12 protein-coding genes are annotated in these 13,325 nt (G+C 55.9%); 3 read left to right on the forward strand and 9 right to left on the reverse strand.

Going from position 1 to position 13,325, the window contains the following annotated elements:
* Positions 1–2 precede the first annotated feature (2 nt).
* From IEX36_RS14610 to ald, 3 genes are read right to left on the reverse strand one after another with little or no spacing between them, the layout of a single operon-like run.
* Entirely contained in the window at positions 3–1,382 is a 1,380-nt protein-coding gene (locus IEX36_RS14610) for a sigma-54-dependent transcriptional regulator (protein WP_188760291.1), read from the reverse strand.
* Positions 1,379–3,745: a sensor histidine kinase gene (locus IEX36_RS14615; RefSeq protein WP_188760292.1), complete on the reverse strand. Its 2,367-nt coding sequence runs from the start codon at positions 3,743–3,745 to the stop codon at positions 1,379–1,381. Before IEX36_RS14615 ends, IEX36_RS14610 begins: the two co-directional genes overlap by 4 nt.
* A gap of 37 nt (positions 3,746–3,782) precedes the next feature.
* Positions 3,783–4,898 (reverse strand): alanine dehydrogenase, encoded by a 1,116-nt coding sequence (gene ald, locus IEX36_RS14620; RefSeq protein ID WP_188760293.1) that lies wholly within the window; start codon positions 4,896–4,898, stop codon positions 3,783–3,785.
* A gap of 97 nt (positions 4,899–4,995) precedes the next feature.
* Here ald and IEX36_RS14625 point away from each other — a divergent pair, with 97 nt between their 5' ends.
* The 3 genes from IEX36_RS14625 (at position 4,996) to IEX36_RS14635 (ending at position 7,818) form a co-directional block, all read left to right on the forward strand.
* Complete coding sequence (locus IEX36_RS14625; protein WP_188760294.1) at positions 4,996–6,300, forward strand: hypothetical protein; 1,305 nt, start codon at positions 4,996–4,998, stop codon at positions 6,298–6,300.
* Between the two features lie 112 nt (positions 6,301–6,412).
* Positions 6,413–7,477 (forward strand): rod shape-determining protein, encoded by a 1,065-nt coding sequence (locus tag IEX36_RS14630; protein WP_308422322.1) that lies wholly within the window; start codon positions 6,413–6,415, stop codon positions 7,475–7,477.
* Between the two features lie 134 nt (positions 7,478–7,611).
* Positions 7,612–7,818, forward strand: a complete 207-nt coding sequence (locus IEX36_RS14635; RefSeq protein WP_188760296.1) for a hypothetical protein — start codon at positions 7,612–7,614, stop codon at positions 7,816–7,818.
* 28 nt (positions 7,819–7,846) lie between these two features.
* Here the strand turns inward: IEX36_RS14635 and IEX36_RS14640 are convergent, their stop codons facing one another.
* The 6 genes from IEX36_RS14640 to IEX36_RS14665 all read right to left on the reverse strand — a co-directional run bounded on the left by IEX36_RS14640 (position 7,847) and on the right by IEX36_RS14665 (position 13,128).
* Entirely contained in the window at positions 7,847–8,647 is an 801-nt protein-coding gene (locus tag IEX36_RS14640) for a hypothetical protein (protein WP_188760297.1), read from the reverse strand.
* Positions 8,625–9,410 carry an ABC-2 transporter permease gene (locus tag IEX36_RS14645; protein ID WP_188760298.1) on the reverse strand — a complete coding sequence of 262 codons (786 nt, stop codon included), beginning with the start codon at positions 9,408–9,410 and terminating at the stop codon, positions 8,625–8,627. Before IEX36_RS14645 ends, IEX36_RS14640 begins: the two co-directional genes overlap by 23 nt.
* Positions 9,411–9,412: 2 nt before the next feature.
* Entirely contained in the window at positions 9,413–10,303 is an 891-nt protein-coding gene (locus tag IEX36_RS14650) for an ABC transporter ATP-binding protein (protein ID WP_188760299.1), read from the reverse strand.
* 2 nt (positions 10,304–10,305) lie between these two features.
* On the reverse strand, positions 10,306–10,692 hold the full coding sequence (locus tag IEX36_RS17730; protein WP_188760300.1) for a GntR family transcriptional regulator: 387 nt from the start codon (positions 10,690–10,692) through the stop codon (positions 10,306–10,308).
* Positions 10,693–10,811: 119 nt separating this feature from the next.
* Complete coding sequence (locus tag IEX36_RS14660; protein ID WP_188760301.1) at positions 10,812–12,077, reverse strand: Gfo/Idh/MocA family protein; 1,266 nt, start codon at positions 12,075–12,077, stop codon at positions 10,812–10,814.
* On the reverse strand, positions 12,070–13,128 hold the full coding sequence (locus IEX36_RS14665; RefSeq protein WP_188760302.1) for an FAD:protein FMN transferase: 1,059 nt from the start codon (positions 13,126–13,128) through the stop codon (positions 12,070–12,072). Before IEX36_RS14665 ends, IEX36_RS14660 begins: the two co-directional genes overlap by 8 nt.
* Between the last annotated feature and the right edge of the window lie 197 nt (positions 13,129–13,325).

The following is a 13,325-nucleotide window of genomic DNA, read 5'->3' on the forward strand; positions in this document are numbered from 1 at the left end:
CCCTACTCCTTCACGCTAACTCCAAGTGCCTTCATCTTACGGTAAAGATGGCTGCGCTCAAGCCCAAGACCTTCCGCGGTACGGCTGACGTTGCCGTGGTTCTCATCAAGTTTCTTCAGAATGTAGTCCCGCTCATAAGCCTCGCGCGCCTCAAGCAAGCTTGAGAATTCCTCATTGCTGCGCCCCGATTCGGGCGATTTTTGACTGCGATAAACAAGCATTGGTAAGTGTTTGCGCTCAATACGCTGAGCCTTCGGATTAAGGATAACGACTCGTTCAATAAGGTTCCGCAGTTCACGCACATTGCCAGGCCAGTGATACTGTTTAAGTGCGGCCAGCGCGTCTTCGCTCATCTCCACATGGGGTCTTCCATATTGTTGGCCAAATTGCTGCAGGAACTCCTTCACCAGTAGAGGAATGTCTTCTCTGCGGTCACGCAATGGCGGAACATAAAACGGAATCACGTTGAGTCGATAGAAGAGATCTTCGCGGAAGTTGCCACGTGCGATCTCTTCTTCAAGGTTTTTGTTAGTTGCAGCAATCACCCGTACATCGACGTGAACAGGATTCGAAGCTCCGACAGGAAGGAAGCGCTGCTCGTCGAGCGTACGCAATACCTTGGCCTGAGTCTTCAGACTCATGTCGCCGACCTCATCCAGAAAGAGGGTTCCACCGTCGGCGCGCTCAAAAGTACCACGTTTTTCCTGCGGCCCTCCAGGGCCTGAAGGACCAGCGCCGTGGCGGAAGCCGAAGAGCTCGCTCTCGATGTAATCTTCTGGAATTGCAGCGCAATTGAGTTCAACAAAGGATCGGTCTTTGCGCAGGCTCTCGGCGTGCATGGTACGGCCAATAAGTTCTTTACCTGTGCCAGATTCGCCAAAGATTAATACGCGGCCGTTCGTTGGTGCCATCAACTTAATCTGCTGACGCAATGCCTTCATCGCAACGCTCTGGCCTGTAACACTTGCCCGCGCAGTAAACTGACGAGCGAATTCCTGGTTGTCCTCACGCATCTGGCGCGCTTTCATTGCATTTCTCAGGACAATCAGAGTGCGGTCCAGCGAGAGAGGCTTTTCGAGAAAGTCATATGCGCCAAGTTTGGTCGCTCGTACCGCAGATTCAATAGTTCCATGACCACTGATCATGATGACTTCAGGGATATTCATCGGTTCCAGTTGACGAATATCGTTAAGCGCATCGAGGCCATCGCGATCAGGGAGCCAGATGTCGAGCAACACCACGTCATATGTTGCGTCGCGCAGCAATTCCAATGCTTCGCCTGCTGTAGCGCTTGTTGTGACCAGATAGCCTTCCTCGCGGAGAATACTTTCGAGCGATTCGCGTATCTCGGCTTCGTCATCCACGATCAGAACGTGGTTCAAGGCGCTCCTCCATTGCTGTTCGCAGCAGCAAGAGGCTCGGTGCCCGATTCAATGCTGCTGGCAGTCTTGAGTTCGATGATGAATCTGGCACCAACAGGATCGTTCTGTTCGGCACGGACCGTACCTTGGTGCTCTTGAATAATTTTTGCGGCAATAGCAAGGCCCAAACCGGTGCCACGTTGCTTGGTCGAGAAGTACGGAAGAAAGAGCCTTTCACGCATTTCATCGGTCAGTCCCGAACCGGTATCAGCAATCGTGAGTTCGACGATGTTGTTTTCCAGCAACATCGTCGATATGGTCAACTCGCGCAACAGGCTCTGCTGCATGGCTTCAGCAGCGTTGTCAATTAGATTGCCGAGCGCTCGTTTGAGTGCTTCCGGGTCCGCCATGACGAGCGGAAGGTCAGATTCCATCTTTCGAATAATTCGAATGGTTGTCATGCGGCCAGCGAAGAGTGCAAGCGAGTTCTCGACGATAGTATTCAGATCGGCTGGCCTTGGTTGCGCTGTAGGAAACTCAGCAAGCGCAGCGAACTGATCAACAAGAGAGCGCATGCTTTCAACCGACGAAGTAATAACTTCGCTACAACGGCGGATGATCACGGTCGATTGCGATGGTATTTCATGTTCGACGAGTACATTGCCCAGGCGGTCGATGTGCCTGCGGATCTGCTCCGCGCTGAGGCTGATCGGCGTGAGCGGGTTCTTGATCTCATGCGCCACACGGCGCGCGACCTCTTTCCAGGCAGACTGCTTTTGTGCTCGCAAAAGCTCGGTAGCGTTCTCGATCACGAGCACGTAACCACGATGCATCCTGTCAGCAATTGTCGGCATTTCTAAAAGCGCTACCGTTGCCAGCAGGTTTATTGCGCCACTAAATCTGTCATGCGCAATGCTGGAAACTTCAATCTCGTTTGATGCCGATCCCATACGATGGCTGCGTTTTATGAGCCGGTCGAGCACTTCAACAACTTCTTGAGGAAAAACCTCTTCCATCAGACGGCCAATGAAAGGGCGTTGGCCGCCAGGATCAATCATTTCAATCAGGGCACGGTTAGCGAGGATGATGCGCCGTTCTGAATCGAGTGTGGCTACCCCGTTGGGGATTGTTTCAAGCATCGTTTCCAGTTCACTGCGACGGGCTTCGAGCGCGGTGTTCGCAGCGCTGAGCTGTACTGTTGAGTGCTCAACCGCGCGACGGCTGCCTTCGAGGTCCGCAGCCATGTGGTTAAAGCTGCGGACAAGCTCTCCCAGCTCCTCGGTGGCGCTTTCACCGACGCGATGAGCATAATCGCCTGAGGCAATCGCCTCCATTGCGTCAGCAAGAGCTTCGACGGGCTTGGTGACCTGCTTTGAAAGATGGAGCGCCAGCCAACTAGAAGCGAACAACGCAAGGCAGGTCATCATCAGCAGAAGCAGCATATACAGGTTTCTAATCTGATTGCGGCTACGATAGACAGTCCAGTAAGACTCCGCAGATGTGCGAAGAGAAGCCATTGTGGACGACATGCCATAGGGCATGGGGAGACCAACTACGATGGTCTCGCCGGATTTGAGAGTTGTTGCACCGAGCGCATAGTCTGTTGTTCCAATACTGAAGATTGGTTCGTCAGAGCGTTTGGCTGTAGCGAGGATGGCAGCATCTGTGGGGCCGTCCTGCAACTCATGCCGCGCTGCATTTTCGCCGTTTCTGCCTACACCAGGCTCCGTCAGCCACGGCTTGATCTGTGCGGCAACTCCATCGCGCAGGGGCATCTGGAACGATACGAGTGGAGAGCCATCACTGTAGACGATGGCAAAACCATTTTGAAGCGTAATTTCATGCCCGCGTAGAACGCTATAAATCGCATCCCGGCGTTGCGAATTGTTAGGTACCTCGTTTGTAGCGGGCAGACTGGTAGCGATGGAGTCAGCCTCGGCCCGCGCATTGGCAGTGGTGTACTGTGCCAGATCTACCGCCATACTGTTACTGGCATCTCGCATCTGAGTCACTGGCTGTGAGAACCAGCGATCCACGGCTCGGTTCATCAGGCCATAGCTGAAGAAGGCCATGAACGAGATAGGCAGCAGGCTTACGAGGATCGCCCCGACCAGCATTCGCGTACGGAGGCGAGTTCCCATGACACGGCTGCGTTGTTCTGCATAGAGCTTGAGCACATTGCGCGCAAGCAGAATGAGGACTGTGACGAACAAAAGAAACGCCACGATTGAGAGTCCTGTAAAGACAAAGATCTGCTCAGTCGTGGCGGGATTTAGAAATTTGAGGTTGAAAGCCTGGAGTGCAACTAGTGCCGAAAGTAACACGAGAAGGCATGTTCCAAGAGCGATGATCCATAACTTGCGTCGGTTGGTCTCATTCGCCATTGCAGGCCTCTGTGATGCTATTTTAGTCAACCCGCCGTTATTGAACGAGTGTAGAGACCGGTTGCCATTCGCGTCTCTGTGCGGTAGCGACAGCTTCATAGGTTAGTGTGCCGTTGTAAGTATTAACTCCCTCGGCAATTCCCTTATCTTCGCCTATAGCGGTCTTCGCGCCCATACGTGCCAGCTTCAGAACATAGGGAAATGTTGCATTCGTCAGCGCGAGTGTGGATGTATTTGGTACTGCTGCGGGCATGTTGGTTACGCAGTAGTGGACTACGCCGTCGACCTCGAACGAGGGATTGCTGTGAGTTGTGGGATGGGCAGTTTCGATGCACCCACCTTGATCGATCGCAACGTCCACAACAACAGCTCCCTTTTTCATCTTCGACACCATTGCCTTCGTGACAATCTTCGGCGCGGCAGCTCCTGGAATCAACACGCCGCCGATGACCAGGTCAGCTTCACTGACAGCTCGTTCGACGTTGTAACTGTTGGAAGCGACTGTAAAGACGCGACCGTTGAAGATATCGTCGATCTCACGCAGACGGTTCAGGTTTAGGTCAATCAGGGTCACCTTTGCGCCCATGCCCAATGCGATCTTTGCAGCGTTGGTTCCTACAATCCCCCCGCCGATGACGCAGACATTGCCCGGAGGGACGCCTGGGACTCCACCCAGCAACACACCGCGTCCGCCATGCTCTTTCTCTAGATAAGCTGCACCGACCTGAACGCTCATGCGCCCCGCTACCTCGCTCATTGGGGTCAGGAGGGGTAGGGAGCCGGCACGGTCGCGCACTGTTTCGTACGCGATTCCAGTGACTTTCTTGTTCAGTAGGGCCTCAGTCAAATCTGGTACGGGTGCAAGGTGCAGATAGGTGAATAGCACAAGTCCTTCGCGAAAATGTTTGTACTCTGATGTGATGGGTTCTTTAACTTTGACAACCATCTCGGCTAGCCGCCAGACATCATAAGCGGAGCCGACGATCTCCGCGCCAGAAGCCTGGTATTCATCATCGGGCATAGCGGAAAGGGCCCCGGCATTATGTTCAACAAGGACTTTGTGTCCGGCTTCAACTAGCGCCTTGACACCTGCGGGCGTGACGCCTACCCGGCTCTCGTGATCTTTCACTTCCTTGGGCACGCCAATAATCATTGTCTTATTCCTTTCACATCGTTCTTGATTGTATCCATTTGTAAGTTCCTGAGTATTCCGTCTCAAACAGGACTGCGGCATGATTTAGATTGAGCGCATGGCATCCACTTTTGATGTCGCGGCCTCTCGAACGGCGCGAAGCCGCTGGCTGTTAGCCGGTCTCTGGGCTGCAACTATCGCCATCGCCCTTGCCGCCACCTGCGTATTCAATCGCGGCAGTATTGTCAGACCCCTCTTTAATCTTTCCGATTTGGCTGGCCCCACGACCGAAAGCTTACTTGATGGTCATGGACTTATGGTCTGTACAGAGGCAATGGGAACGCCGGGAAATCCTATTTGCTTCCATGCAGCACATATGCCGATGACGGCGCTCGTACTTGCGCTTGGAATCAAGCTGCTGGGCAATCGCTATCTAGCCGTCGCGTATTTCAAGGCTCTTCTTTTGCTCATCCCGATAGAGTTTGCCGTCTATCTAGCTTGGTTGCGCATGCCGGCGGATCGAATGCGACGAATAGCCATGGTGCTGCTCCTTCTTGCACCGTTTACGATGACTGCATTTTTAGCTAGTGTTATCAACCTCGCCGTAGAAGAAGGCTACTCCTACGCCTTTCTTGCTCTCGCTGTGGCGATTCTATTTCTGGCAAAAGAATTGAATACGCCCTTGACGATTCTCTTTGCTCTGGCACTCGACTGCCTTTACCTTTCCAAAAGTTCAATGGCGCCAGCAGCGATGGTCCTCTTGTTTGGCTTCCTGATGATGCAACGCCGTTCGCGGCTGCGGATTATTGCCGTCGTTCTTGCGCTAGCCGCACCGGCGGGGTGGGCGGTCTATCAACACCGTGCCAGTGGGAGATATGCCTTTGGCACTAGTTTGGACGGCATCAATTTCCACAAGGGGAACAATGCGGATTTTCTTGATCGCTATCCGCCTCAGGATGGCGGCACCCTGGATAAGTTTGATCCGGACCTGAATTATGGGCTGTCATTTAAGGATGAGTGGAGCTTTAACGACTACCATTTTCGCGCGGGGATTGACTACGTTCTCCACCATCCCGAGGAAACCATGTTAGGCGACCTGCGTAAGCTGGACGTATTGTTGGTCTCAGTTCGAAAGGTCGGCTCGACAAGGCTGAGTGGGATGAGGTTGCTTTGGGAGACAGCGACACTGGCGTTATTTCGGTTGATTTTGTGGGCGGCAATTGCTTCGGCAATCTTTACAATGTTCACGCCACTCGGCGAGTACGATCCGGCATGGCGACCGATTGCAGGAACATTCCTCGCTTTGGTTGTGGCTTGTGTGTTGCCCTACGTTCTCGGCTTTGCTTTTACCCGGCATGCCAGTGTTTTGATATTTCCCGCTTCACTTTTCTGTTGCCGGATGCTGGCTGTAGCACCAAAGTAGGACGTACTGACCGAACCGTGTGCTAACTGGTTAGATGACGGTGGAGATTCCCGTCTTGCAATGGGATTACACTAGTGGGAGCCTCGTTCTCAGGAAGCGATCTCAGTTACCTATGTCTTCAAACGGTTTTCAGATGCGGTACTCCCGCATACACAATATGCGGTCTCTCTTCAGCCTCTTTTCCAGCGACCTTGCCATTGATCTCGGCACGGCGAATACGCTTGTGTACGCACATGGCAAGGGGATCATCGTCAACGAACCTTCGATCATTGCGGTGAACAAGATTACCAACGAGGTCGAGGCCGTGGGCAAAGAAGCCAAAGACATGCTTGGCCGCACGCCGGGCAACATCGTTGCGATCAAGCCGATGAAGGATGGTGTGATCGCCGACTTCCGCCACACGGAGAAGATGCTGAATTACTTTATCCAGAAGGCGCACAACCGGAAGATGATGGTGCATCCGCGGATAGTCATCGGGGTGCCTTCGGAGATTACGCAGGTGGAGAAGCGGGCCGTGATGGACTCGGCTTACCGGGCCAAGGCTTCGGAGGTGCACCTGGTGGAGCAGGCGATGGTGGCGGCCATCGGCGCGGGGCTTCCGATTACGGAGCCGGGCGGGAATATGGTGGTGGACATCGGCGGCGGGACGACGGATATCGCGGTGATCTCGTTGGCGGGCATCGTCTACTCGCGGTCGGTCCGGATGGCCGGGAACCAGATGGACGAGGCGGTGATGACGTACCTGAAGCGGAAGTACAACCTGCTGATCGGGGAACGCACGGCGGAGCAGATCAAGATTTCGCTGGGGTCGGCGTACCCGCTGGAGAAGCCGATCGAGATGGAGGTCAAGGGGCGGAACCTGATCGAGGGCGTACCCAAGACGATCACGATCGAGGACTCGGAGATCCGGGAGGCGCTTTCGGAGTGCATCTCGACGATCATCAACGCGATCCGGGTGGCGCTGGAGCGGACGCCGCCGGAGCTTTCGGCGGACATCTCGGACCGAGGGATTGTGCTGACGGGTGGCGGGGCGTTGATCAAGAACCTGGACAAGCGGATTCGCGAAGAGACGGGGCTGCCGGTGTCGATTGCCGACGACCCGCTGGCTTCGGTGGTGCTGGGGACCGGGAAGATGCTCTCAGACTTCAACCTGCTGCGGAAGATCTCGATTGACTGAGACCCCTCCCCCTGGTTTTTGTGCAAAGCCTTCATGACATTCGGGTTAGGGTTGGACTTGGGCTGTGCGTCTCGCCGTAAATCATTGATTTTATGGAGAGGCACGGGTTAGCTCCTTGTAAAGTCTTGATTTAAATGAGCAAAGCCCGGCGATTGGCCGGGCTTTCTTGTTTTTTTTCTGTTTCTATTTTAGCGGATTCGATAAAACTAAACCGCCAGGTTTCCGGGATTTATTTGCCGGTTGTTTTGTTGGGCTTGTGGGGATTTGCACAGATTTTGGGGGTTGACACGACTCGCTCAAAGCTCGAAAAAGTTGAGGAATTTCTCGATGAAACATGTTGATAGGAGCGCTCTCCGGTTTTGTTTGGAGCTAGAAGTCCCGGGTCTTGACGACTGCGCCTGCCGTGAAAAGCAGCACCAGTGAGAAAAAGAGACACGCGGCGAGATCGAGCCAATGAAAAGTGCCGGTCAATAGCTGGGTTTGCGGATTGATCGAGGCGGTCGCGCTCATCACGTCGAAGACGTTCCAGCCCCGGAAGGTATGACTGCGATAGCCTAGAAAGATCGCTGTAAGCGAGCAAAGCCCGACCACCGGTGCGGTGAATTCTCCCTCAAATACTTCTGAGATCAACAACCCAAATGTCAGGATTACGAGCCCCGCACCGGTCATCCACGCACCGAACCCCAGTGCCTGCGAGAAGGGATAGGCTTCGCCGACGAGCGACGAAAGTGCCGGAATGAGTAACGCTGAGGCAAGTCCTAGTACAACTGACTGAGCAAAAGCCATAGCGGCGCGGATCAGGAAGAGGTTCATTCGACGTACCGGAAGAGCGAGCGAAAAAGGAGCCACGCCCGTGGCTTTCTCTCGTGCGAGACCTCCCAACGCAAGGACCAGAGCGGCCAATATCCACAAACCCTCGAAAGCGTAGTGGAAAAGCCCGGTCCAGACATAGACGGAATAGAGCAATGGTTTATCGGGAAAGTGCGCGTTGTAGCGTGTGATAAATCCAGGACTGGTGAGCACCGCATAGATCACCAACGATATGAGCAGCACAAGCGCACAAAAGAAGCGTGAACGAGACTCGCGCCATGCCTTCCAAAGGACAACGCGTGAACCGCGTGGAACAAACTGAAGGGAGCGCGAAGAATTAGTAGTCAAGACGATCACCATGAGCCACGGTAGCTGCAAATAAGGCTGCTGTGAGCAGCCACGCCACAAGCAGTGGCAGCCATGGCATGGTGCTCCAGTTCAGTTGCCACGGCCCTGCCATGGTATGTGCAAGATCCAAGTACCTGAACCACGGTGTGCGTCCCAGGTAACGCATGTGCTGCATGTAGGTTTGAATCCATAGATAGGGCGCTCCAAGGAGCGCCAGAGTAAGAATCAGGCTGAGATAGTTGCCTGGGAAGAGCGTGTAACAGAGATTGCCCAAGGCGACTATAAAAACTCCGGCAGCCACCATAAGAGCCGAATGTAAAAGTAGCTGAGAGAGGGAGTAGGTTTGATGAATGACCGCTGAGCCGATAACGACCACGAGCACAGCAAACAGACTCAACGCAATGCTCTCCAGCAGGGCAACTGTCAGACGCGTGAAAAGCCATCGCCTTCGGCTAACCGGAAGACCGAGACTGAATAAAGCTGTTCCGCCATTCCGCTCGCGAACCAACCCACCGAAAGCAAACAGGATGGCAAACAAGGCCCAGACCTGTTGCAGGTAGTTGTTATAGAGATAATGCCAGAGATACCAGCTATATTCGTGAATTCCGAGCGGCATCCACTTCATGTGATAGCCGTGAGGATTTTGCATATCCGCAGTCCACATCCGGACCAGCCAAGCGTGCTGCTCCATGTAAAAGATGCAGATGATGGCCGCCGCAATGAGTCCGGCAACAAAACGTGCACGCGTCTCGATCCAAGCTTTGTAAAAAAGCATACTCATGACCTCGTCTTCACCTTTTCGAGGAAGATCTCCTTCAACGAGATAGGGAGCACATCGATGCTGCCGGCGCGCAACATGCGGACGTGTTCGACGATGGAGTCTATGTTGTGGCTTGCCACAAACGAGGCGGTTCGCCCTTCGAGATGAACCCGTTCAATGCCCGGAAGCCGGAGGTCGCGCTCTTCGATAGCATCAGGAAAGACGGCCTGGATTTGCCGATATTGTTCCTTGATCCGGTCCATGGACGCGTCAAGAACGAGCTTTCCGCGATGGATCATCAGGACGTGATCTGCCACCTGTTCCACTTCCGCGATCTGATGCGATGAAAAGAAGATAGTGGTTCCGTCCGATGCCAGGGACACGACAATCTGCAGGACATCCTCGATAGCGACGGGATCGAGCCCTTCGGTGGGCTCGTCCAGAATCAATAGCTCGCAGCCACGTGCGAAACCAAGAAGCAAGGCGAGTTTCGTCCGCATCCCCTTCGACAACTGTCGGACTTTACGTTCAGGAGGAAGTTCAAACCGCTCCAGAAGATTGGCTTCGAGAGCGTGGTTCCAGTTTGGAAAGAATGATCGTGTGAAGTGAATGATCTGGCTGACGCTCATGTAGTCGTATAGCCGCTTGTCTTCCGCAACAAAGGCCACTTTCTGGCGGATCAAAAGGCTTTCGCGCTCTTTGTCGATGCGGTGGCCGAAGATGCTGCCGGTACCCGATGTCGGGTGGATCATTCCTAGCAACATCTTGATGGTCGAGCTCTTCCCTGCGCCATTCTGGCCGAGAAAGGCGCATACAGAACCGGCCTGAACCGAGAGATTTAAGCCGCGCACAGCCTCCTGATTTCCGTAATTTTTCTTCAAATCGATGGTTTCGATGACTGATGCCATTGCTACCTCCGTTGAACCTCTCCGGCGAGTTCGGCCTCAAAGAGCCGACGAATTTCGCCCTCCGCCAGACCCTGTTTTTTCAATGTGTCAACGAACTCGTGGACCAGTTCCTGCGCGCCACGTATCTCTTCTGCCCTGGACAGGCTTCGCCTGCAGGAAGCTACGAATGCTCCGAGTCCATGGAGTATTTCCAGCACGCCTTCCTGTTCCAGCTCGCGATAGACCTTGATGACGGTATTGGGATTGATGATGAGCGTTTCCGCAAGACTCCGAATGCCTGGCAACTGGTCTCCGGCAGAGATTGCGCCGGTTTCGATTGCATGGCGAATCTGTTCCTTGATTTGAACGTAGATGGGGACGCCGGATGACGGGCTTGGCTTGCGAAACACTGTGCTACATAAATAGCACAGTAGAACTGTCAGAGCAAGCCGAATTGCAACCGCACTGGCTGGCTGGTCCTGAATCAGTTCTCAGTTCTCGGGTATCAGGAAGTGTTGGTGGTCTGCCCTCAGATGGCTGCTGGGATTTGGACCTCGCGGCCGGTGTGGCGGGATTCGTTGGAGGGGATGACGCAGAGGTCGGAGCCGTAGCCTACGTGGACGTTGGAGATGGGGTCGGCGCCGGTGCGGACGCAGTAGACGAAGGCGCGGGTGGCTGCGGTGGTGGGGTCTTCGGCGGTGGTGACTTCGACTGGTTTGCCCGGTCCGCGGTAGGGCATCTCGCCTGCCGGTTGGTAGGACGCGCTGGTGACGACGGCTTTGCCCGCGGCTTTGGTTGGGACGACGTGGGCCTTGTGTTTCGGCTCGTAGAAGAAGGTTGCGTCCATGAGCGTGAGGTTGAGTGAGCCCTTGTCGCCGTAGACCCAGAGCTGGTCGCCCATCTTGGCGTTGTTGGTCATCGAGGTGAAGATGCAGCGGCGGCCGCCGGGGTAAGAGAGCACGGACTGGACGTTGTCGTCGGTCTCGCGGCCGTCGTGCCAGTAGCAGACGGAGCCGGATGCAATCGCCGAGGTGGGTGTGGCGTCGAGGATCCAGTTGGCGATGTCCATGTGGTGGGAGCCGAGCTCGGCGAAGAGGCCGAGGGACCACTCGTTGTAGAGGCGCCAGTTGATGAGGCGTTCGAGTGAGGGGTCGGGCACGGGGCGGCGCCAGTTGTTGTTGCGGTTCCAGTAGGCCATGATGTGCGTGACCTGGCCGATCTCGCCTTGCTTGACGCGCGCTACGGCTGCGCGAATCCACGGGGAGTAGCGGTATTGGTGGCCGATCTGGAAGATGCGCTTGTTGGCTTTGGTGGCTTCGACGATCTTGCGCGCGTCTTCGAGATGGTAGGCCATCGCCTTTTCGCCGTAGACATGGTGGCCGGATTCGAGCGCGGGGATGACGTGGCTGGCGTGCAGACCGAGCGGCGTGGAGACGATGACCGCGTCGAGGTCTTTGCGGTCGAGCAACTGGCGGAAGTCGGAATGGGGCTCGACCTCGTATCCGCAGACTGCGTTCAGTTCGGCGAAGCGCGGCTGGTAGACGTCGGCTGCAGCGACGATCTTGACGCCGGGGACGCGGAGGAAGTTGCGGACGAGTTCTTTGCCGCGGCTGCCGGGGCCGATGATGCCGATGCGGAAGGGCGACGAGTCGGTGGTGCGGGCGATCTGGCGCTCGGCTTCTGCCTCGGTCTTCGATGTGGTTTGGGCGAATGCCTGGGCGAGGGAGTCTGTGGTGAGTGTGGTGGCGGCGACGGCGGCAGAGATGCCACGGACAAATTCACGGCGATCAATCATGAGGCTGGGATCCTTTGTGGAGATTGGGTGTGCGACAGGGATCGCCTGTCCAGTGGATGGCGGTGCAGGTGGTCTGGGTGAAGATGAGTGCTTGAACTTTGGGCATGGTGCTGAGCAGGCGCTGGGACTCTGCGGGGCTCATGACGAAGACTACCGTGGAGAGCGCGTCGCTGTCGGTTGCGCTGGGGTCGATGACGGTGGTTTGGAGCACGCCTTCGACGGGGCGCTCGGTGCGTGGGTCGAAGATGTGGCAGTAGCGGTGGCCGTTTTTGATGAAGAACTTTTGCGTGCAGGCTCCGGTGGAGAGCGACGTATCGCGGAGCTGGATGGTGCCGGCGAGTTTGCCTGGGTGTTGCGGGTCGGGTACGTCTACGGGCCAGCCTGCGGTGCCTGGGATTGCGCCGATGGCGTAGAGCGTGCTGCCGCCGGCGTCGATGAAGGCGGAGGTGACGCCTTGTGCGCGGAGGAGCTTTTCGACGCTTTCGACGGCGAAGCCTTTGCCGATGCTGCCGGGGTCGAGCTCCATTGGTTCGTGTTGGGTGAAGGAGACGCTGCGCGTCTGCGGGTCGAGCGCGATGTGCTGCCAGCCGACTTTATTCTTGAGGGCGTTGAGCTCGGCTTGTGTGGGGACGCGGCCCTGGTGGAAGAAGAAGCCCCAGGCGCGGAGGAGCGGGCCGACGGTGATGTCGAATGCGCCGTTGGAGACGCGGCTCCAGTAGACGGAGCGGGTGAGGAAGCGGAAGGTTTCGGGGTCGGTGGTGACTGGGCCGGAGCCTGCTTCGCGGCTGATGCGGGAGAGCTCGCTGGATGGGCGATAGTTGCTGAGCAGGGCTTCAAGCCGGTCGATCTCGTTGAAGGCCAGGGTCATGTCCTGGTCGGCGGTGGCCTGGTCGGGGGCGTAGAGGTCGATGGTGAAGATGGTGCCCATCGCGGGATGGGTCTGATGGAAGCGCTGGAGCGCGGATTGTGCGGTGAGGGGGGCGCTTGATAGAAGCGCAAGCAGCAGCGCCGGGATGAGTCGCTGTTCGAGTTTTCTACCGCGTGCTGCCAATTCGACCCGCTTCCGCCTTCAGTTGGAAGTACGAACAATTGTACGGAATATGGGGTGGAATGGTCATCCGGCGGCTGGAGTGGAAGGATGATAAGAGTGGTGGCGGAATAAGCAAAATACAGGGGTCTCTCCACTCCGCCGCTTCGCGGCTCCGGTCGAGATGACGTGCTTTTTGGGCGGCTTTCTTCGGGATGGCG

The sequence above is a fragment of the Edaphobacter acidisoli genome (assembly GCF_014642855.1).
GTDB classification, from domain to species: Bacteria; Acidobacteriota; Terriglobia; order Terriglobales; family Acidobacteriaceae; genus Edaphobacter; species Edaphobacter acidisoli.

What these genes read in the sequence shown, in the direction of transcription:
- IEX36_RS14615 (WP_188760292.1), bottom strand. Translation starts at nt 3,745, where the DNA reads ATGGCGAATGAGACCAACCGACGCAAGTTATGGATCATCGCTCTTGGA.
- ald (WP_188760293.1), bottom strand. Translation starts at nt 4,898, where the DNA reads ATGATTATTGGCGTGCCCAAGGAAGTGAAAGATCACGAGAGCCGGGTA.
- IEX36_RS14625 (WP_188760294.1), top strand. Translation starts at nt 4,996, where the DNA reads ATGGCATCCACTTTTGATGTCGCGGCCTCTCGAACGGCGCGAAGCCGC.
- IEX36_RS14630 (WP_308422322.1), top strand. Translation starts at nt 6,413, where the DNA reads ATGTCTTCAAACGGTTTTCAGATGCGGTACTCCCGCATACACAATATG.
- IEX36_RS14635 (WP_188760296.1), top strand. Translation starts at nt 7,612, where the DNA reads ATGAGCAAAGCCCGGCGATTGGCCGGGCTTTCTTGTTTTTTTTCTGTT.
- IEX36_RS14640 (WP_188760297.1), bottom strand. Translation starts at nt 8,647, where the DNA reads ATGGTGATCGTCTTGACTACTAATTCTTCGCGCTCCCTTCAGTTTGTT.
- IEX36_RS14645 (WP_188760298.1), bottom strand. Translation starts at nt 9,410, where the DNA reads ATGCTTTTTTACAAAGCTTGGATCGAGACGCGTGCACGTTTTGTTGCC.
- IEX36_RS14650 (WP_188760299.1), bottom strand. Translation starts at nt 10,303, where the DNA reads ATGGCATCAGTCATCGAAACCATCGATTTGAAGAAAAATTACGGAAAT.
- IEX36_RS14660 (WP_188760301.1), bottom strand. Translation starts at nt 12,077, where the DNA reads ATGATTGATCGCCGTGAATTTGTCCGTGGCATCTCTGCCGCCGTCGCC.